Raw genomic sequence first — 17472 nt, forward strand, 5'->3', positions numbered from 1 at the left:
TCCGGGGTCGTAACCGGACGGCGACCGCTGACGCGGGACGCGAAAGCGTACCTCACCGCCGAGGAAACGCGTAACCTGAATATCCCCTTCGGGGAATCCCACCCCTTCAGGGGTGGGAGGAGGTCAAGATGTTGGTGTGTTCTCCCTCGCCACGTCAGGTGGCCAGTCGCGGATCGCCCGGCAGGTGTCGCGTTTCGCCCCCGGAAACTCGGCTGGGGGTTATAATGGCCGGCCCGGACTACTCTCCGTATGGACTGGGCCCTCAGGATCGGGAAGGACGTTCCGCCGTGGGTACTGAAAGCCGTGCTGATCGCTGCTATCCTGTCGATCGCCGGACTGCAGTATCTCGATATCATCTGAGCGTCTCCGCGCTGGCCCAGCTACTGATCCGGTGAGTCAGTGGGGAGGTTTGCAACTGTGGGGGGCGACACGCAGGCGATACGACAGCACGGGGAGCCGCCGCCGAGCATCAAAATAGTTACATTCCAACACGTGTCCCATCCGGATGATGCGCGGGAACTCCGTTCCGAAGATCGTCGTCGACGAGAACGTGGAGATCGCCGTGTCTCTGGCCGGGATACTGGCAGTCTGTGCTGCCACCTACTACGTGGGCGAGACGGGGAACTGGGAACCGCTGTCCGCGACGTCGTTCGGACTGGCACTCGTCGTCCTGTTCGTCACGTCCGAGCAGTGATCCAGCAGCGCGAGCCTGGAACGTGCCGAGCCCTGCGTCGTTCACCGGTAACCGGTCGATACAGGGTACTCGCTTATCGGTCAGTACAGCGGATCATTCCTCGAGTTTGTCTGTTACCGTTTCGAAGAGCCGGTCTGTCCACGCTGGGAAGACGAGAGCAGCAAGGGTTCCAACGACGACACCAGCAACAATACCCTGTGTGATATCTTGGAGAACTGTCGTTCCGACTGCCGACCCGAACGTCACCCCAACCAGCATTGCGAAGACGAGCCGTTCTCCGGCAGTGTCGTCGGAATCCTCAGACATCTGTCTCTGACAGACCTCCGGGAGGCAAAAATAACCCGGGGTAGCGTCGCGTGATCTGAAACGGCTGTTCGGTTCGCCCGTCTATCTAACAGACGATTCAGCGGTGATCGCTTGGGATCTGTCCGAGACTCCGTCGTCCCCCGATACTGGTGGATACAGCCATCGAATCGGCCGATACAGCCAGCATGGGCAGTCGCTCCAATCCACGACGGATCGGAAGTTAACACCTATATCCGACAACCGTGGATTCCTACGTACCATGCAATTCTGTGACGAGTGTGGTTCGCTGATGCACACGGAGGGCGACACGTGGGTGTGTCGCTCCTGCGAGAACGAGGAATCACGGGACTCGCAAGCGGAAGCGGCGATGGCGATTCAGGATGGACAGCGGGACGACGGGGCACCCGCCGTGGCCGACGCGACGCAGGACACCACCGAGACGATGCAGGAGCCCTGTCCGGCCGAGGACTGCGACAGCGACCGGGCCACCTCCGAGATGATGCCGAAGCCGGGCGGCTCCTACGAGGTCCGGCTGTTCACCTGCGTCCAGTGCGGCCACAAGTGGCGCGAGTCTTGACTCCCCGGTAACCCAAACCACTCAATTCGCAGGGTCGTTCTATTGGGTGGTTCACTCGACCGGGTGTGAAACTACCCGACTTATACATCGCCCTGCGATACCGCTGCCGGGGAACCTCTGGCGAACGGCGTGAGGATAGTTTATCACACACCAGCATACGCCGCCTCTGGCGGCGTTTCTCCGCCGGAGCGGGGTGGAACCCCGCGGAGGCGGCCTTTTTCATCGAAGTTTTTGCACCGAGTGGTTCGCTCGCAGAGCGAGCGAACCCGAGGTGGAAAAAGTTCGTTAGAAGAACTTGAACAGGTCGTCCCGTTCGGCCTCGTGGAGGTGGTGGCGGACGGCCTCGGTCAGCGCGTCGATGTCGCCGGTTTTGGCGGTGATCGGCGCGACCGTCTCCTGCCACTGCTGCCACGGGGGAAACAGGCCGAAGCGGTCGCAGATGGCGTCCAGCCGCTCGTCGCGGTCGTCGACCTTGTCCATCTTGTTGACGGCGATGACCGTCGGGATCCCGAGATCCTGCAGGAACGCGTACATGTCGATGACGTACGGCACCTCGTCCTCGCCGGAGTGGCGGTCGATGATGTCGACGGCGCTCTTGCCGTCCAGCACGAGCACGGCGACGAGGACGTTGTCGGCGCGGTCCTCCAGATAGCGCACGATGCCGTCCTTGGTGGCCTCGCGCTGTTCCTCGGCGACGCCGGACATGAAGCCGAAGCCGGGGAGGTCCGTGAGGACGAAGTCCTCGGGTGCCCAGTCGTAGTGGTTCGGCGAGCGCGTGACGCCGGGCTTGCGGCCGGTGTCGAACGTGTGGCCCGTCAACTCCCGCATCAGCGTCGACTTCCCGACGTTCGACCGGCCGAGGAAGACAACCTCGGCGTCGCGGTCGGGGCGCTCCTCGAACATGGCCGCCGGTAGCGCCCCGCCGCGGTTAAGCGTGCCGTCTGCCGGGCCGGCACCGGGCGTTATTTCCCGGCGGCACCCGAACGCCGCGACGTGCGCCTCGTAGAGGTCATGATCCCGGCGGGCAAGCGCGAAGCCGTCCTGCGGACGCTGGACGACGAGGGGATCGACTACGCCGTCACCGACGAGACGAGCAGCCGCGAGTACACGGCCGTCGTCTCCTTCCCCCTGCCGCGCAACGCCGTCGAGCCGGTGCTGGACCGCCTCCGGGAGATCGGCATCGACGACGACAGCTACACCATCGTCATCGACGCCCGGACGGTCGTCTCGCGGCGGTTCGACGCCCTGCAGGAGCGCTACGACGACGAGGACGAGTCCGACCAGCGGATCGCCCGCGAGGAGGTCCGGACGGAGGCGGCGGAACTGATGCCGGACCTGCGGACGTACCTGACACTGGCGGTCGTGAGCGCCGTCGTCGCCACCGCGGGGCTGTTGCTCGACTCGCCCGCCGTCGTCGTCGGGTCGATGGTGATCGCGCCGGTGCTCGGGCCGGCGATGGCGACCAGCGTCGGCACCGTGGTCAACGACGACGACCTGTTCCGGACCGGGATCAAGCTGCAGGCGGTCGGTTTCACCGTCGCGGTCGTCGCTGCGACGGCCTTCGCCGTGCTGGTGAAGTCGCTGTACCTCGTCCCGCCGGGACTCGACGTGACGGCGCTCGGGCAGGTGCAGGGGCGGCTCTCGCCGGATTTCCTCTCGCTGGCGGTGGCGCTCGGGGGCGGCATCGCGGGCGCGATGAGCCTCGCCGGCGGCGTGTCGGCGGCGCTGGTCGGCGTGATGATCGCCGCGGCGCTCATCCCGCCCGTCGCCGCCGTCGGCATCGGCGTCGCGTGGGGGCTGCCGAACGTCGTGCTCGACGCGAGCGTGCTGGTGTGCGTGAACCTGCTGTCGATCAACCTCACCGCGCTGGCGGTCCTCTGGTACATGGGCTACCGGCCGGAGCGGTGGTTCGAGGCCGACGAGGCCCGGTCGAAGACGCTCCGTCGGGTCGGGACGCTGCTGGTCGCCCTGCTCGTCCTCTCGGGCTTTCTCGCCGGCGTGACGCTCACCTCGTTCCAGACGGCGACCAGCGACCGGGAGATCCGCGACGCGGTCGACGGCGTCCTCGCGGAAGGGGAGTACGAGCGCCTCACGCTGCTGGACACCCGGATAGAGCGAACCGGCGGACCGATCGGGTCCGAGCCGGCCGCGGTGGTCGTCACGGTGGGCCGGCCGGCCGGCGAGTCGCACCCCGACCTCGCCGACCGGATCCGGGACCGGATCCGGGACCGGACGAGCGCGGACGCCACCGTGCAGGTGCAGTTCGTGGCCGTCCAGAACGCCGACGCGTCGTCGTCCGACCGGGTCGGGCGGGGGAGCATCGGAGCGGGGACGCCGCGCGTAGCACGAGCCTAGCGGTCGGGCGCGGCCGGTAACCGTCCGTTTCGCCGCGGACGCGTCGGTAACGACCCCGGGGGCTCTTTTGCCGCGGCGGCGTGGACGCCCTGTGCGTCTCGTTCAGATCCGCGTCCCCGACGACCGCCGCGGGGACGTGACCGACGCCCTCGACGACGAGCACGTCGACTACGTCGTCCTGCGCGACGAGAGCGACGCCGGCGGCTGGGTCGTCGAGTTTCCCCTCCCGACCGACGCCGTCGGGACGGTCCGCGACCGCCTTCGGGAGGCCGGGTTCCCGGAGGACGGGTACACGGTGATCGGGTCGGCGGAGGCGGCGATGACGCCGCACTCGCAGGAGCTGGCGGACCGGTTCGCCGACGACTTCGACCCGCTGACACCGCCGGAGCTCACGTCGAAGGCGAGAGACCTGAGCCGCGACCCGGGGTCGTACGTGGCGATGATCCTCCTGAGCGCCGTCATCGCCACCGCCGGCCTGCTGGTCGACTCGCCCGCCATCATCGTCGGGTCGATGGTGATCGCCCCGCTCGTCGGGCCGGTGTTGACGACCGGGGTTGGGGCGGCGCTCGGCGACACGGAGATGTTCCGCAACAGCCTCTGGCTACAGATTGCCGGCGTCGTCGCCGCCGTCGCCGGAGCGTGGCTGTTCGCGTTCGCCCTTCGTGCCGGCGGCTTCGTCGCCGACGACCTCGCGGTCACGTCGATCGAACTCGTCGCCCTGCGCCTCTCGCCGAGCGTCTTCGCGATGAGCGTCGGCCTCGCGGCCGGGGTCGCGGCGGGGTTCGGGCTGACGACCAAGGGACCCACCTCGCTCATCGGCGTGATGATCGCCGCGGCGCTCATCCCGACGGCCGCGACGACCGGCATCGCGATGGTGTGGGGGTACTACGTCGTCGCCGTCGGGACGCTGTTCCTGCTCGTCGGCACCCTGATCGCGATCAACGTCGGCGTGTACGCGCTGCTGTGGGGACTGGGATACCGCTCCGGCGAGTGGCACACCCTGCTCTCGGCGGGGACGACGCGGGGGACCGCGGCGGTCGTCGCGACCGTGATGCTGGTCGTCGCCACGGTCGGCGTGGCCGCCGTCGGCACCGGCCAGCAGGTCGCGTTCCAGCAGTCGACCACCGCCGCCGTGGAGGACGTGGTCGGGTCGGGGGAGTACGCGGACCTGCAGGTCGTCTCGGTCCGGCCGGAGTACACCGGCGTCGGGTCGGCCGGGTCGCCCGAGACCGTCACCGTCGTCGTCAGCAAGACGAGCAACGAGTCGTATCCGGGGCTGGCCGCCGACCTCCGGAGGGCCGTCGCGGCCCGCACCGGCGAACAGGTCACCGTCCGTGTCTCGGTACAGGCGTATCAGGTCGCCCGCGGCCCGGGCAACGCGACCCGGGAGGGCGTCGTGGTCCGCCCGGTACTCCCGACCGCGCTCAGTCGGGATGATGCGCGATAGCTCAAACGACCGTTTCACATTTCGTGGTCTATATTCTCCCGGGCGTCGGAGATCCGTTCGCATGACACGCAAGCGACTCATCGCAACGCTCGCCGTCGCGACGCTGCTCGTTACGGCGGGCTGTCTGGGAGCGATCGGCGACTCGTCGGCCGACTCGCCGGCCGACACGACCGACGCCGCCGACGGCGTCGACGACCACAGCGACCACTCCGACCGAACCGTCAACGTCCGGGCGAGCGGCGAGGTGAGCGCGGACCCCGACCGCGCGATCCTCGACGTCGCGGTGCAGGCGACGGCCGACGACCCCGAGACGGCGCGGCAGCGTCTCAGTGAGAACGTCTCGACGATGCGGTCGGCGCTCTCCGAGGCCGGCATCCCCGACGACGGGATCGAGACCGCCCACTACGTCATCCGGCAGGACCGCGAGTCCCGGCAGACGGAGGGCGTGACTCGCTACGTCGCGATCCACGCCTTCGAGGTCGAGACCGACGACGTGGACGGCGTCGGCTCCGTCATCGAAACCGCCGTGAACAACGGCGCGACCGACGTGCATCACGTGGAGTTCACCCTCTCGGAGGAGGCACGGAACGACCTGCGCGAGGACGCGCTCTCGGCCGCCATGGAGAACGCGCGTACCGACGCCGACATCCTCGCGGAGAACGCCGACCTGTCGATCGCGGGCGTCTCCTCGGTGTCGACCGGCTCCGTCGACGTGCGGCCGTACCACGCCGAGGCGATGATGGCCTCGGCCGACGCGGGCGGCACGAACGTCGAGTCCGGCCCGGTCACCGTCTCGGCGCAGGTGCAGGTGACGTACAACGCGACTGCGGCCTGACCGGCGTCGCGGCCGCGATTCGCTACTCGTCGAACGGCAGCTCCGGCTCGTAACCGATCGCTTCGACCGCCGCGTCGAGGACGCCCTCGACGTTCTCGTTCTCCGCGATGCTCATGTAGTGGTCGGCCGTCACGTCCCGCGAGCGGTCGGCCTTGTTGCAGACCGTGAGCAGCGGCACGTCGTCGAACTGCGCCTCGACTGCGTCACGCAGTTCCAGCTGTGCGTCGAGCGGGTAGCCGCAGTCGCCGCTGGCGTCGACCAGGAAGAGCACGCAGTCGGCGAGGTGCTCCAGCGCGCTGACGGCCTGTGACTCGATGTCGTTGCGCTCGTCGGCCGGGCGGTCGAGCAGTCCCGGCGTGTCGACGATCTGGTAGCGGATCCGCTCGCGCTCGAAGTGGCCGACGCCGATCCCCTTCGTCGTGAACGGGTACGACGCCGTCTCGCCGCGGGCGTTGGTCACGTCGTTGACGAACGACGACTTCCCCACGTTGGGGTAGCCCGCGACGACGATCGCCGGCTCGTCGGGGTCGATGTCGGGGAGCTTGCGGAGCTGTTCGCGCGCGTCGCCGAGGCGTGCGAGGTCGTCTGCGACCTCCTCGACCACGTCGGCCATGCGGGCGAACGCCTGCTTGCGCACCTTCCGGGCGGTGTCCGTGTCGCCGCGCAGGCGGCCCTGGTACTCCTCGCGGATCTCGGCGACCTTGCGGCTGGCCCAGGTCACTTCCGAGAGGCTCTGCCTGAGTTCGTCCACGTCGACCAGCGCGTGAGCGAGTTCGTAGTAGAACGGATCGATCTCCGCGAAGTCCGGCCACGCCGTGACGACGTTCTCCAGGTTGTCGGAGAGGATGTTCGACGCCGTCTGTAGCATCGACTGCTGGGCCTCGAAGCCGCTTTTCGCCCGGCCCGCCCGCGCCGCCCGCGAGAACGCCTTGTCGATGAGCTCCTCCGACGTGGGCGTCGTCGGGAGGTCCTCGAAAATCATGTCGGGTCATACATGGTCACCGGGTAAAAGCGCGCGGATCCGGCCGTCTCGCCGCCGGCCGCGGCCGTCCGCTGCGGGCCGCCCGGCCCACCGACCGCAGGAAGGCACTTACCCGTCGGCGGCGTACCGGTCCCCATGAACTGGCGTGCCGTCGGTATCGGCTTCGTGGTGGAGATCGTCCTCGGCGTGTTCGCCTTCGCCATTCCGGGCGTCGGCCACGCCGCGGCCGGCCTGATCGGCGGGTTCGTCGCGGGCTACATCGCCGGCGGCGGCCTGCTGTCCGGCGCGTGGCACGGCCTCGTCGCCGGGGCGCTCGGCGGGATCCTGATCGCGGTCACGCTCGGTCTCGGCGCGGGCGTCATCGGCACGATCGGGCTGGGACCGCTCGGGCCGTTCCTCGGCGGGACCGTCTTCCTCGTCGCGCTGGTCGTCGCGCTCCTGATGGCCATCGACAGCGCGATCGCGGGGGCGGTCGGCGGGCTGGTGGGATAGGACACGGCCGGCGGTGGGGTGACTGCTGCCGAAGTCGTCGGTACTGATGCGTGGCGTCTCCGACATGCTTCAAGCGTTCTGACGGCGAACTGCCTGTGCAGTAGATCTGTCAGATTGGACGACGTGGCGAAGAGATAAAACCATTCCAACAGAGTGGACTATCATGACAATAACTCAATCAACTCTCAAGGAACTCTGGGGGGCGTCAAAAAATGAGTGTGCTCACCCCGATTGTGATATGCAACTTGCTGACCCAGACGGAGATGGTGTTATTGGGGAGATCTGTCATATCCAGGCCCAGAATGAGGGGGGACCAAGGTATGATTCATCACTTGACGAGGAAGAGGTTGATTCAGCTTCAAATCTCATTCTTCTGTGCCCCACTCACCATACTGTAGTGGATAAAAATCCGGAGGACTACTCTTCGCGGGTACTTGAGAGTTGGAAAGAGGAACAACTCACAGAGGGTGATGTAGAAGTACCAGAAACCGATAGTTTGCTTAATGAGTTGGTCGCCAATACGGAGAGCATTAACGTCGAAGGTGGATCATTCATCGTCACCAATAATCAAATGGGTGGGCAGGTAGCAGATGAGATTACTAACATCGGCCAGCAACCCCGGCGAATTCCACCTGCAGCACGTCAAGAGATGGTTCAGCAATTGGCCCCGTATGACCCTGGGCCAGTTACTGTGACAGGAATAATGGGAGATGGGGAGTCACTCAGATTGGCTGAAGAGATTATGGATGTTCTTGACGAGGCAGGCTGGGACGTAAGTGGTCCCAATCAGGTTGTCCTCAATAGAGCCGTTCAAGAGATTCAACTAAGGATACCAGAGGATACTGAAGCATTCCGGACACTCGGAAATCTATTTCTTCAGCTTGGATTTAGCTCTGCAGGATACCTTGAAGAAGAGAAGGAAGGTATCGAGGTTATAGTTGGCTCCAATATATGACTGATTGATTATTAGGCCGGCTGTATCTACCATCCAGCACGTACCGACTGTCGCGGAGGACGAACTGACGAACGGGTACCGGCTCAGCGCCGCGTCTCTAGCTCCGCCCGCAGGTCCGCGACGTCCATGTCCTTCATCGCCAGGAGCACGAGCAGGTGGTAGACGATATCGGCGCTCTCGTGAGCGATCTCCTCGCGGTCGTCGTCCTTCGCCGCGAGGACCAGTTCGGTCGTCTCCTCGCCCAGCTTCTCCAGCACCTCGTTTTCCCCCTTCTCGCTGGTGAACAGCGAGGCGGTGTAGGAGTCCTCGGGCAGGCGCTCCTTGCGGTCCTCGATGACGGCGAACAGCTCGTCGACCACGTCGTCCGCGCCGTCCGCGTTCGCGTCCCCGCTCATGCCAGCTCCGCCACCTCCCGGATGTCGTCGAGTTCGTCGAACTCCTCGCGCGGCTGGCGGCCGCTCTCGAACACCGACTCGTCGACGCTGACCGGCGCGTTCGTCCGGGCCGCGAGCGCCAGCGAGTCGCTCGGCCGGGCGTCGATCGTCGCCTCGCCGCGCGGCGTCTCGACGGTCAGGTCGGCGATGTACGTGCCGTCCTCGACCGCGCTGACGGTCACGTCCGCGACGCGGCCGCCGAGTTCCTCGATCACGTCGAGCAGCAGGTCGTGGGTCAGCGGCCGCCCGATGTCCTCGGCGTCCAGTCCGCGCGCGATGCTCGCCGCCTCGTCGAACCCGATGAAGATAGGGAGCACGTCGCGCTCGTCCTCGACGGCGAGAACGGCGACCGGCACCGGCCCGTCGGGTGTCCCGGCAACGCGCACGGCGTCGATAGTCGCGTCCATACAGGAGGGTCGGGCCGCAGGGAGAAAAGTTTCCCTTACTGCGTCGCCGGCGGCTCGGCGAAGAAGGCGAGTTCGTGGATCCGGTCGTCGTCGGTCAGTTCGGGGTGGAAGGAGGTGCCGACGACGGGGCCGTCCCGAACGGCGACCGGGCGGCCGTCCCACTCGGCCAGCACCGCGGCGTCGCCCACGTCGGCGATGACCGGCGCGCGGATGAACACGGCGGGGAACGGTTCGTCGAGCCCGTCCACGTCCAGCGGCGCTTCGAAGCTGTCCTTCTGTCGGCCGAAGGCGTTGCGCTGGACGGTCACGTCGACCAGGTCCAGCGTCCGCACGCGCTCGTCGCCCGCGTCGGCCGCCATGACGATGAGGCCGGCACAGGTCGCCAGCACCGGCTTGCCGGCGGCAACGTGGTCGCGTATCTCGGCGGCGATCCCCTCGTCGTGCAGCAGGCGGGAGATGGTCGTCGACTCCCCGCCCGGGAGCAGGAGTACGTCGCAGTCCGGCACGATCCCGGCGTCGCGTATCTCCACGACCTCGGCCTCGCGGCCGCGGCGCTCGGCGGCGCGGCGGACGGCGTCCCCGTGTTCGCTCACGTCGCCCTGGACGGCGACGACTCCGGCGGTAAGCGTCATCGCTCCCCGCTACGTGTCCCGAGTAAAAAACCCGCTCGGCCCGCGGCCAGTCACCCGACGATCGTCAGGATCTGCACCAGGACTCCGAAGAGGACGCCGAAGGCGACGACTGTCTTCGGGTCGATGGTGATGGCGTTCCGGTCTTCCGCGTCGAAGTAGCGGACGAGTCCCGCGCTGGACATCAGCCCGCCGCTGTTCTCTCCGCTGCTCATACCCGCATGTCGGCAACGACTGGGCGTAAACCTTTCGCACCTGTGCCGCCTCTGTCGCCGGCGTACACGAGTGGGAAACCCTTATGCGAGACGCGCGGCAACCTATGCCGAGCGCAGCATGACTGTAACACTCAAGGACTTCTACGCCGACTGGTGTGGCCCCTGCAAGACGCAGGACCCCATCCTCGAGGAACTCGAGGAGGACTGGGAGGGACGCTTCGAGGTCGAGAAGATCAACGTGGACGAGGAGCAGGACGTGGCCAACGAGTACCAGGTCCGATCGCTTCCCACGCTCGTCGTCGAGAACGACGACGGCATCGTCGAGCGGTTCGTCGGCGTCACCCAGCGCGACGACATCGAGTCCGCGCTGGAAAGCGCCGGTGCCTGACGACCTTTTTCCCGGTCGGGTGTCCTCGCCCGCCTTCGGCGGGCTGCGGGCACCCTCCCGGCAAAAAGCTCGGCCAAAAAGGCCGCTCACTCGCTTCGCTCGTTCGCGGTGAAACGCCGCCTTCGGCGGCGTATGCTTATTTTTTCAACCATCAGCGATAGCGACCACCGCACCGTTCGCGACTGATGTGGTTTGAACCGTTTTGGTCACCGATGTGGTTACCACATCGGTCACCGGATCGGTTACAAAACCACCGACAAGCGTAGCTACTCGGACATTGCCACGCGGCCGCGCTGGCGTTTTATCGCCAGCGCACGGGGGAGGGCAGGCGCTCGAAGCGTGTCGCGGCGACCGCCGGCGTCTCCGTGAGCGAAGCGAACGGAGGCTCGTGAGACCTCCGGTCTCACGGTGACTCGCGCAGACTAGCGGTCCTTAGCGAGAATCGCGCAGCGATTCTGGCGGCGTCTCCGCGAACGAAGTGAGCGGAGGCTCGGAGGGCGCGGAGCGTCCTCCGGTGGACATGAAAAGGGCGCAGCGAGTAGCGAGGAAGCGAAGCTTCCTCGGACCGTTCGAGCGGGCCTACGGCCCGCGAGAAGAGCCTGCCAAGGCCGAGCAAGGGCTTTCCTCACTTGAACTCGACGCCCACGTCGTGCATCCCGTCGTTGTGCCGGGCGATGTTGATCAGGAGCGGCGTCACGCTCTCGACTTCGGCGGCGTTGGCGACCGGGCCGGCGTCGAGCGCCCGGATCCCCTCGATCGCCTCCGCGAGCATCGTGACGGTCTCCTTCGCGCCGTCGTCGTCGCCGACGACCAGCGTGTCCACGTCGAGTTCCACGTCGAGGTTGGCGAGGCGGTCGGCCGCGAGGTTGTGGAACGCGCCGACGACCGGCACCTCGTCGGGGGCCGCGCCGGCGGCGACGGCGGTGACGCTGCCCGCGCCGGGCCGGTGGTAATGCATGCCGTCCTCGTCGCCTTTCATGCCGACCGCCGGCGAGACGAGTATCGTGTCGTCGTCGAGCCGGTCCGCGACCGCCTCGACCGTGTCGGAGACGTGGTACGGCGGGACGGCGACGACGACCACGTCCGCACGGTCGGCGGCCATCCCGTTCTCGAACCCCTTGATCTCGCAGTCGACGCCGCGGCTGTCGAGTTCGGTCTCGTACTCCTCGGCTTTGTTGCGGGCCTTCTCCGGCTCCCGCGAGCCGATCAGCACCTCGTGGTTGGTGTCGTACGCCCAGCGGAGCGCGAGTCCCTGCCCGATGTCGCCGGTGCCGCCGAGTAGTGCGATTCGCATACGTGGGGGTCGGACGCTCGGGGATTAAGCGTTGTGAGTCCGGGCGGCGTCGCCGCCGTTTCCGTCGCCCTCACGGTCCCCCGCCGAGCGGGCCGCCAGCGCGACGCCGACGGCCTGCGCGAGCAGGAACCCGGCGACGACCTCGGTCCGGGAGAGCGTCAGGCCGAGCGCCGTCGCGGCGGCGAAGCCGACCGCGGCGACGGCGAGCCAGCCGCCGACCAGCCGCTCGAAGTCGCCGCCGTCGAGGCCGAGGCGGTCCAGCCCGCCGTAGAACGCCAGCCACGCGGCGACCGGCGTCAGCGCGGACACCGCCGCCGGGAGGACGAGGGCGGCGGGGAGGCCGAGCAGCCGGTCCAGCGCCGCGAGCGTCGGGAGCAGTCCGTAGGGAAGGTACAGCACCAGCAGCCAGAAAAACGAGGTCGCGCCGTCCGGGTCCGCGCCGAGGCGCTCGTAGCCGGTCCGGTCGAGCCAGTCGGCCGCGAGCCAGGCAACGACGGCCGCCAGCACCGCCACGGCGACGGTCGGAACGCCGGGCGCGGACAGCTCCCCGGCGAACGCGCCCGCCACGGCGAGCAGGTAGAGTGTGCTCGCAAACGTCGCCAGCCAGTTCCAGTCCATCGTCAGACAGCTTGCCGGATCCGGTCGTAGCCGCCGTAGTACGCCAGCCAGGTGGCAAAGAGGAACACGAGCGCGAACGCTACGCCGCGGAGCGTGAGCGCGAGTGTCTCGCCCGGCACGACGCGCTCGACCAGCCACAGCAGCGGCGCGCTGAGCAGGATCGTCCCCCAGAACAGCGTCAACTCGCCCGGCCGGTCGTCGCCCTCGCTGATGCTGCGACCGAGGATCCGGGAGACGATCGGGTACGCGACGACGAACGCGAGGGCCGAACCGAGGAGGAACGACGCGGGACCGGTCCCGAGCGACGCCCCGGCGACGATCGCAGCCAGCAGCGAGAGGGCGGCGGTCCAGGCACGCCGTTCGAGCGTTGCGCTGTCCATACCCCGTCTCGGGACCCGTCCCGGATAAAGGCTCAGGGAGCGTCCTCGTCGTCGGGGTTCGCGGCCGCCCCGTCGACGCCCGCGCCGTCGTACGCGTCGCGCTCGCCGACCGCGCGGAGCCGCTGTTCAACGTCGGTCTCCAGGGCGTCGAGGCGGTCAGGGTCCGCGTCGCCGCGCTCCCGCAGGCGGCCGATCTCGGCGCGGGCCGCTGTCAGCAACCGGCGAGCCTCGGCCTTGTCGGCCTCGGCGGCGCGGGCGAGTTTGGACTCCACGCCGTCGATGTCGGGCACGGGCGACCTGCGACGCGGAGCCGGAAAAGGATCGGGTCAAGCCGGGTCGGTCGGGAGCGGTCAGTCCAGCAGGTCGGGGAGGTCGTTGACGGAGTCGACCACTGCGGCGGCCCCGGCGGTCTCGTACTTTTCGCGCCCTGAATCGCCGGTGAGGCCCCCAGTGAGGACGCCGACGCCGCGGTACTCGTGGTCGGGGTCGGCCGCGTCGGCGTTGACGGCGGTCCGCACGTCGTCCAGCGTGTCGCCGACGAAGACGACGCGTTCTGCGTCGAACCGCTCGGCGAGCGTCACGAGCGCCGCGGGGTCGGGCTTGCCGGCCTCCCAGTCGTCCATCGTGAACCGGTGGTCGGCGGGCACGTCGAGGCCGACCCGCTCCAGCGCGATGCTCGCCTCGGCCGCGGGGCGGCCCGTGAGCACGCCCACGTCGTAGCGCTCTGTCAGCGCGTCGAGGGTCGACGCGTCGGCGATGGTCGGCTCGTCGTGGATGAACCCCGCCGTCTCGATGTCGAGCTCGCCGCCCTCGATGGCGCGGTACAGCTCCGCGCCGAGGTACAGCTGCTGGAAGACCTCGCGCAGGCGCTCGCGGTCCCAGCGCTCGCGGACGCGCTCGGCCGCGTTCGCGCCCAGCGCGTCGACGACGACCGCCTCCGCGGCGTCGACGCCCCCGCCGCGCTCGGCGATGGCGTCGGTGTAAGCGTCGAGGCTGTCGCCGTACCCCTCGCCCGCCGCGAGCACGTACAGCGCCGCGGCGTCGGTAAGTTCCCAGTCGTTGTTGAACCCGCCGGCGTCCTTGAACCCCTGAATCGCCGCCTTCGGGATCGTCCGGTCGTATACGTGCTCGATAGACTCGACGATGGCCCGGCGGTATGAGTCGGCCACGTCGACGAGCACCCCGTCGACGTCTAACACGACTGCGTCGGCGTTCATGTCGGACGGCAGGCAGGGCGGGGATAAGGGCGTGTCGCTCGCGGGCGATACGGACGCCGGCGTCCGTGGCGGTCGGATTACCGCGGACCATCCGGCCTGTCGACGGCGCGGTACAGCGTGTCGCCCGGGATCTGCTCCCGGTCGACGGGGACCGCCGGCCCGTCGCCGCCGAGCGTGGTGAACAGCAGGTCGGCGTCGGCCCGGTTGGCGGCGTCCCGCAGCGGGCGGTGCAGCTCCGGCGGCGCGTTCAGCGCGTAGACGGCGTCGGCGTCGGCGTACACCGTCGGGTCGGGGTCGGTCACGTCGTCGCGGACGAACGCGACGCCCTCGGGGGTCGGCCGGTCGTGGATGTCCGTCGCGACGACGGCGACGCCGCGGGCGGCGAGCGCGGCGGCCACGTCGGTCCGGCGGCCGATCCCCACCTCGACCACGCGGTCGTAGCGGGCCAGTCGACGGGCGAGGGCGTCGGTGGACGAACGGGTCACGGGCGGGATGTTTATTGGCCACGCCGCCTAATGGCTGTTCATGCTCGTTGACATCGTGCCGGTGGGGGACGTTCCTGCCAGGATCAAACGGCAGGCGTCCGAGGGGCTTCGGAACGTCTACGACTGCGACGTGAACGTCCACGAGCCCCAGTCCATCCCCAACGGCGCGTACGACAGCAACCGCAACCAGTACGGCGCGGAGGAGTTCATCAAACTCGCCTCCCGGGTCGGCGACGGCGAGAAGAACATCGCCGTCACCACCAAGGACCTGTTCTACCGGCGGCGCAACTACGTGTTCGGTCTCGCCTACCTCGACGGCAACGGCAGCGTCGTCTCCACCTATCGGCTCCAGACCTCCAGCGACGGCGGCTTCTCGAACAAGGACGCCGGCGAGATCTTCGGCGACCGCGTCCGCAAGGAGATCGTCCACGAGATCGGCCACACGCTCGGCCTCGAACACTGCGACAACAACCGCTGCGTGATGAACTTCTCGCCCACCGTGCGCGAGGTCGACGTGAAGGAGGAGAGCCTCTGTGGCACCTGTCAGCGACAGGTGCTCTGACCGGTCCCGCGTCCCGCCCTACGGCGCGTAGTAGTACTCGCCGTCGCTTTTCTGCTGGCGGTCCAGCTGGCTGCCCGGCTTGTTGATCCGCGGCCGGCCGACCCGCTCGTCGCGCCGGAACGTGATCTCCAGGTTGGCGAGGAAGTCGTTCATCCCCGAGCGCATGTCCTGTGGCGTGCCGGCGTGGCCGTGTTCGGCCGGCTCGCCGTCGAACACCATCAGCCGGTCGGAGAGCAGGTCGATCATGTAGATGTCGTGGTCGATGACCAGCACCGTCGCGTCCTGACTCTCGGCGTAGCGCCGGATGGCACGCGTCGCCTGCACGCGCTGTTCCACGTCGAGGTGGGCGCTCGGCTCGTCGAGCAGGTACACGTCCGCGGTCTCGGAGAGGCAGGCCGCGATCGCGACGCGCTGGCGCTCGCCGCCCGACAGGTCCGTGAGGTTCTGCTCCATGATCCGCTCCAGCTGGAGCGGCTGGGCGATCTCCGTGTTCCAGTACGACGAGCCGAACTGGTCGGTGATGGAGGAGAGGAACGCGTCGACCCGCATCGGCTGGTCGATCTCGACGTACTGGGGCTTGTAGGAGATGTCGAGCGAGAAGTCGACGTCCCCCTCGTCGGGTTCGAGGTCGCCCGTCAGCAGTTTGGCGAACGTCGACTTCCCGATGCCGTTGGGGCCGACGATGCCGAGCACCTCGTTCTCGCGGATCTCGCCGCCCTCGACCTCCAGCGAGAACTCGCCGTCGCCGTAGGACTGCGAGAGGTCGGGGTACTCGACGAGCGTGTCGGCCGCCGAGGCGGTCCGGGGGGCGTGCTGCTCGAACTCGATGGCCTCCGGGCGGATCCGCATGTTCTCGTTGTCGAGGTAGCCCGCGAGGTACTCGTTGATCCCGTTCCGGACGGACTTCGGGGACGTGATGACGCCGTACGCCCCGGGTTCGCCGTACGCGACGTGGAGGTTGTCCGCGAGCAGGTCCAGCACGGCGAGGTCGTGCTCGACGACGAGCATCGACTTGTCGCCCTCCTGGGCGAGTTCCTGAATGAGGCGGGCGACGGTGACGCGCTGGCCGATGTCGAGGTACGGCGTGATCTCGTCGAGGAAGTAGAAGTCGGCCTCGCGCGCGAGACAGGCCGCGATGGCGACGCGCTGAAGCTCGCCGCCGGAGAGGTCGTCGATGGCCTGGTCCATCACCGGGCCGATGGAGAGGCGTTCGACGAGGTAATCAAGGTCGCCGCGCTCGTCGGTCCGTTCGAGCAGCTGGCGGGTGTTGCCGTCGAACTGCGAGGGGATCTGGTCCACGTACTGGGGCTTGCGCGCGACGGTCACGTCGCCGGACTTCACGTCGGCGATGTAGTCCTGCAGTTCGGTGCCGCGGTAGGCGTCCAGCGCGTCGTCCCAGTCCGGGTCGGCCGCGTGGTCGCCGAGATTGGGGACCATCTCGCCCGCGAGGATGCGGACGGCCGTCGTCTTCCCGATGCCGTTCGGCCCGAGGATGCCCGTGACCTGACCCTCCTGGGGGACCGGCAGGCCGTACAGCGAGAACGCGTTCTCGCCGTAGCGGTGGGCCGGGTCGTCCTGCAGTTCCTGTGGCAGGTTGATGATCTCGATGGCGTCGAACGGGCATTTCTCGACGCAGATGCCACAGGACTCGCCCAGACAGATCTCCTCGCTGATGCGGACCTGGTCCGGTTCCCCTTCCTCCGTCTCGGGGCCGCGGAGCGTGATGCACTCCTTCCCGGTTCGGTTCGGCGGGCAGTAGTTCTTGCACTCGTAGTTACAGCGGTCGGGCTGGCACCTGTCCAGATCGACGACCGCGATGCTGTCCTGGGCCATCGTTACACCGTGATCCCGAAGCCGGTTTCGAGCATGATGCCCCAGACGACGTACCACAGCGAGAAGGTCATGAACGCGATGAAGAGGTAGTCTTTCGCGCCGGGCCCGTCCTCGCCGTACACGCCCATGGCACGGTAGAGGGGGATCTGTACGAGAACCACCGCGAGGACGACGATCTGGGCGGGCTGGTACATGGCCGCCTCGTCCGGCGTCATGCCCGAGGTCATCGCGGAGGAGATCAACGCCGCCACGATCCCGCCGATCGACGCGAGCGACGTGACCGTGATAGAGCGGAGATGCGAATCCATCCCCTCGGCCTGTTCGGTCGACATACGCGTTCGTCGGAGAGCCGCGGTGAAAAGCAGTT

General features: G+C 67.9%; 24 protein-coding genes. 9 read left to right on the forward strand and 15 right to left on the reverse strand.

Translation table 11 applies throughout. The features are described from left to right. Positions 1 to 508 precede the first annotated feature (508 nt). Positions 509 to 694, forward strand: coding sequence for a hypothetical protein (locus D8896_RS08505; protein ID WP_121822044.1), 186 nt, complete (start codon positions 509 to 511; stop codon positions 692 to 694). Between the two features lie 93 nt (positions 695 to 787). Here D8896_RS08505 and D8896_RS08510 read toward each other — a convergent pair whose 3' ends face one another. After that, the gene (locus D8896_RS08510; RefSeq protein WP_121821674.1) at positions 788 to 1000 is read right to left on the reverse strand and encodes a hypothetical protein; all 213 of its coding nucleotides are present in this window, start codon (positions 998 to 1000) and stop codon (positions 788 to 790) included. Between the two features lie 259 nt (positions 1001 to 1259). Here D8896_RS08510 and D8896_RS08515 point away from each other — a divergent pair, with 259 nt between their 5' ends. Continuing rightward, entirely contained in the window at positions 1260 to 1577 is a 318-nt protein-coding gene (locus D8896_RS08515) for an RPA12/RPB9/RPC11 RNA polymerase family protein (RefSeq protein ID WP_121821675.1), read from the forward strand. A gap of 285 nt (positions 1578 to 1862) precedes the next feature. On the opposite strand, the gene engB is transcribed toward D8896_RS08515, so the two are convergent. Further along, a complete protein-coding gene (engB, locus tag D8896_RS08520) occupies positions 1863 to 2480 on the reverse strand; it encodes a GTP-binding protein EngB (RefSeq protein ID WP_121821676.1) in 618 nt (205 codons plus the stop codon). 90 nt (positions 2481 to 2570) lie between these two features. On the opposite strand from engB, the gene D8896_RS08525 reads away from it, so the two are divergent. The 3 genes from D8896_RS08525 (at position 2571) to D8896_RS08535 (ending at position 6214) form a co-directional block, all read left to right on the forward strand. Next, positions 2571 to 3932, forward strand: coding sequence for a TIGR00341 family protein (locus tag D8896_RS08525; RefSeq protein ID WP_121821677.1), 1362 nt, complete (start codon positions 2571 to 2573; stop codon positions 3930 to 3932). A gap of 91 nt (positions 3933 to 4023) precedes the next feature. Then, positions 4024 to 5379: a TIGR00341 family protein gene (locus tag D8896_RS08530; RefSeq protein ID WP_162991507.1), complete on the forward strand. Its 1356-nt coding sequence runs from the start codon at positions 4024 to 4026 to the stop codon at positions 5377 to 5379. Positions 5380 to 5440: 61 nt separating this feature from the next. Next, positions 5441 to 6214 carry an SIMPL domain-containing protein gene (locus tag D8896_RS08535; protein WP_162991508.1) on the forward strand — a complete coding sequence of 258 codons (774 nt, stop codon included), beginning with the start codon at positions 5441 to 5443 and terminating at the stop codon, positions 6212 to 6214. A gap of 22 nt (positions 6215 to 6236) precedes the next feature. On the opposite strand, the gene D8896_RS08540 is transcribed toward D8896_RS08535, so the two are convergent. Then, positions 6237 to 7196, reverse strand: coding sequence for an NOG1 family protein (locus tag D8896_RS08540; protein ID WP_121821680.1), 960 nt, complete (start codon positions 7194 to 7196; stop codon positions 6237 to 6239). A gap of 135 nt (positions 7197 to 7331) precedes the next feature. Here D8896_RS08540 and D8896_RS08545 point away from each other — a divergent pair, with 135 nt between their 5' ends. Next, on the forward strand, positions 7332 to 7688 hold the full coding sequence (locus D8896_RS08545) for a DUF5518 domain-containing protein (protein WP_121821681.1): 357 nt from the start codon (positions 7332 to 7334) through the stop codon (positions 7686 to 7688). A 163-nt stretch (positions 7689 to 7851) separates the two neighbouring features. Further along, positions 7852 to 8643, forward strand: a complete 792-nt coding sequence (locus D8896_RS08550; RefSeq protein ID WP_121821682.1) for an HNH endonuclease signature motif containing protein — start codon at positions 7852 to 7854, stop codon at positions 8641 to 8643. Positions 8644 to 8726: 83 nt separating this feature from the next. Here D8896_RS08550 and hisE read toward each other — a convergent pair whose 3' ends face one another. Genes hisE through D8896_RS08570 form a run of 4 tightly spaced genes read right to left on the reverse strand, consistent with a single transcriptional unit; the run spans position 8727 to position 10328 of the window. Continuing rightward, positions 8727 to 9038, reverse strand: a complete 312-nt coding sequence (hisE, locus tag D8896_RS08555) for a phosphoribosyl-ATP diphosphatase (protein WP_121821683.1) — start codon at positions 9036 to 9038, stop codon at positions 8727 to 8729. Then, the gene (locus tag D8896_RS08560; protein ID WP_121821684.1) at positions 9035 to 9484 is read right to left on the reverse strand and encodes a bifunctional nuclease family protein; all 450 of its coding nucleotides are present in this window, start codon (positions 9482 to 9484) and stop codon (positions 9035 to 9037) included. Before D8896_RS08560 ends, hisE begins: the two co-directional genes overlap by 4 nt. Positions 9485 to 9519: 35 nt before the next feature. Then, positions 9520 to 10116, reverse strand: coding sequence for a pyridoxal 5'-phosphate synthase glutaminase subunit PdxT (pdxT, locus tag D8896_RS08565; protein WP_121821685.1), 597 nt, complete (start codon positions 10114 to 10116; stop codon positions 9520 to 9522). A gap of 50 nt (positions 10117 to 10166) precedes the next feature. Further along, complete coding sequence (locus D8896_RS08570; RefSeq protein WP_121821686.1) at positions 10167 to 10328, reverse strand: preprotein translocase subunit Sec61beta; 162 nt, start codon at positions 10326 to 10328, stop codon at positions 10167 to 10169. A 118-nt stretch (positions 10329 to 10446) separates the two neighbouring features. Between D8896_RS08570 and D8896_RS08575 the strand changes: the two genes are divergently transcribed. Beyond that, positions 10447 to 10716, forward strand: a complete 270-nt coding sequence (locus D8896_RS08575) for a thioredoxin family protein (protein WP_121821687.1) — start codon at positions 10447 to 10449, stop codon at positions 10714 to 10716. A 625-nt stretch (positions 10717 to 11341) separates the two neighbouring features. On the opposite strand, the gene npdG is transcribed toward D8896_RS08575, so the two are convergent. From npdG to D8896_RS08605, 6 genes are all read right to left on the reverse strand, one after another. After that, on the reverse strand, positions 11342 to 12010 hold the full coding sequence (gene npdG, locus D8896_RS08580) for an NADPH-dependent F420 reductase (RefSeq protein WP_121821688.1): 669 nt from the start codon (positions 12008 to 12010) through the stop codon (positions 11342 to 11344). A gap of 24 nt (positions 12011 to 12034) precedes the next feature. Then, entirely contained in the window at positions 12035 to 12628 is a 594-nt protein-coding gene (locus D8896_RS08585; RefSeq protein WP_121821689.1) for a hypothetical protein, read from the reverse strand. Between the two features lie 2 nt (positions 12629 to 12630). Continuing rightward, entirely contained in the window at positions 12631 to 13008 is a 378-nt protein-coding gene (locus tag D8896_RS08590) for a hypothetical protein (protein WP_121821690.1), read from the reverse strand. Between the two features lie 32 nt (positions 13009 to 13040). Beyond that, on the reverse strand, positions 13041 to 13298 hold the full coding sequence (locus D8896_RS08595) for a hypothetical protein (RefSeq protein WP_121821691.1): 258 nt from the start codon (positions 13296 to 13298) through the stop codon (positions 13041 to 13043). Positions 13299 to 13358: 60 nt separating this feature from the next. Beyond that, positions 13359 to 14225 (reverse strand): TIGR01548 family HAD-type hydrolase, encoded by an 867-nt coding sequence (locus D8896_RS08600; protein WP_121821692.1) that lies wholly within the window; start codon positions 14223 to 14225, stop codon positions 13359 to 13361. A 77-nt stretch (positions 14226 to 14302) separates the two neighbouring features. Further along, complete coding sequence (locus D8896_RS08605; RefSeq protein WP_121821693.1) at positions 14303 to 14710, reverse strand: UPF0146 family protein; 408 nt, start codon at positions 14708 to 14710, stop codon at positions 14303 to 14305. A gap of 40 nt (positions 14711 to 14750) precedes the next feature. Here D8896_RS08605 and D8896_RS08610 point away from each other — a divergent pair, with 40 nt between their 5' ends. Continuing rightward, a complete protein-coding gene (locus D8896_RS08610; protein WP_121821694.1) occupies positions 14751 to 15272 on the forward strand; it encodes an archaemetzincin family Zn-dependent metalloprotease in 522 nt (173 codons plus the stop codon). An 18-nt stretch (positions 15273 to 15290) separates the two neighbouring features. Here D8896_RS08610 and D8896_RS08615 read toward each other — a convergent pair whose 3' ends face one another. Next, positions 15291 to 17105 carry a ribosome biogenesis/translation initiation ATPase RLI gene (locus D8896_RS08615; RefSeq protein ID WP_121821695.1) on the reverse strand — a complete coding sequence of 605 codons (1815 nt, stop codon included), beginning with the start codon at positions 17103 to 17105 and terminating at the stop codon, positions 15291 to 15293. Positions 17106 to 17107: 2 nt separating this feature from the next. Beyond that, positions 17108 to 17437, reverse strand: coding sequence for an EMC6-like membrane protein (locus D8896_RS08620; RefSeq protein WP_121821696.1), 330 nt, complete (start codon positions 17435 to 17437; stop codon positions 17108 to 17110). Between the last annotated feature and the right edge of the window lie 35 nt (positions 17438 to 17472).

The organism is Halostella salina (genome assembly GCF_003675855.1).
GTDB classification, from domain to species: Archaea; Halobacteriota; Halobacteria; order Halobacteriales; family Natronoarchaeaceae; genus Halostella; species Halostella salina.

Coding starts and splice junctions, on each gene's coding strand:
- D8896_RS08515 (WP_121821675.1), top strand. CDS start 1,260: ATGCAATTCTGTGACGAGTGTGGTTCGCTGATGCACACGGAGGGCGAC.
- D8896_RS08550 (WP_121821682.1), top strand. CDS start 7,852: ATGACAATAACTCAATCAACTCTCAAGGAACTCTGGGGGGCGTCAAAA.
- engB (WP_121821676.1), bottom strand. CDS start 2,480: ATGTTCGAGGAGCGCCCCGACCGCGACGCCGAGGTTGTCTTCCTCGGC.
- D8896_RS08560 (WP_121821684.1), bottom strand. CDS start 9,484: ATGGACGCGACTATCGACGCCGTGCGCGTTGCCGGGACACCCGACGGG.
- pdxT (WP_121821685.1), bottom strand. CDS start 10,116: ATGACGCTTACCGCCGGAGTCGTCGCCGTCCAGGGCGACGTGAGCGAA.
- D8896_RS08585 (WP_121821689.1), bottom strand. CDS start 12,628: ATGGACTGGAACTGGCTGGCGACGTTTGCGAGCACACTCTACCTGCTC.
- D8896_RS08590 (WP_121821690.1), bottom strand. CDS start 13,008: ATGGACAGCGCAACGCTCGAACGGCGTGCCTGGACCGCCGCCCTCTCG.
- D8896_RS08545 (WP_121821681.1), top strand. CDS start 7,332: ATGAACTGGCGTGCCGTCGGTATCGGCTTCGTGGTGGAGATCGTCCTC.
- D8896_RS08505 (WP_121822044.1), top strand. CDS start 509: ATGCGCGGGAACTCCGTTCCGAAGATCGTCGTCGACGAGAACGTGGAG.
- npdG (WP_121821688.1), bottom strand. CDS start 12,010: ATGCGAATCGCACTACTCGGCGGCACCGGCGACATCGGGCAGGGACTC.
- D8896_RS08610 (WP_121821694.1), top strand. CDS start 14,751: ATGCTCGTTGACATCGTGCCGGTGGGGGACGTTCCTGCCAGGATCAAA.
- D8896_RS08620 (WP_121821696.1), bottom strand. CDS start 17,437: ATGTCGACCGAACAGGCCGAGGGGATGGATTCGCATCTCCGCTCTATC.
- D8896_RS08600 (WP_121821692.1), bottom strand. CDS start 14,225: ATGAACGCCGACGCAGTCGTGTTAGACGTCGACGGGGTGCTCGTCGAC.
- D8896_RS08575 (WP_121821687.1), top strand. CDS start 10,447: ATGACTGTAACACTCAAGGACTTCTACGCCGACTGGTGTGGCCCCTGC.
- D8896_RS08535 (WP_162991508.1), top strand. CDS start 5,441: ATGACACGCAAGCGACTCATCGCAACGCTCGCCGTCGCGACGCTGCTC.
- D8896_RS08540 (WP_121821680.1), bottom strand. CDS start 7,196: ATGATTTTCGAGGACCTCCCGACGACGCCCACGTCGGAGGAGCTCATC.
- D8896_RS08570 (WP_121821686.1), bottom strand. CDS start 10,328: ATGAGCAGCGGAGAGAACAGCGGCGGGCTGATGTCCAGCGCGGGACTC.
- hisE (WP_121821683.1), bottom strand. CDS start 9,038: ATGAGCGGGGACGCGAACGCGGACGGCGCGGACGACGTGGTCGACGAG.
- D8896_RS08510 (WP_121821674.1), bottom strand. CDS start 1,000: ATGTCTGAGGATTCCGACGACACTGCCGGAGAACGGCTCGTCTTCGCA.
- D8896_RS08615 (WP_121821695.1), bottom strand. CDS start 17,105: ATGGCCCAGGACAGCATCGCGGTCGTCGATCTGGACAGGTGCCAGCCC.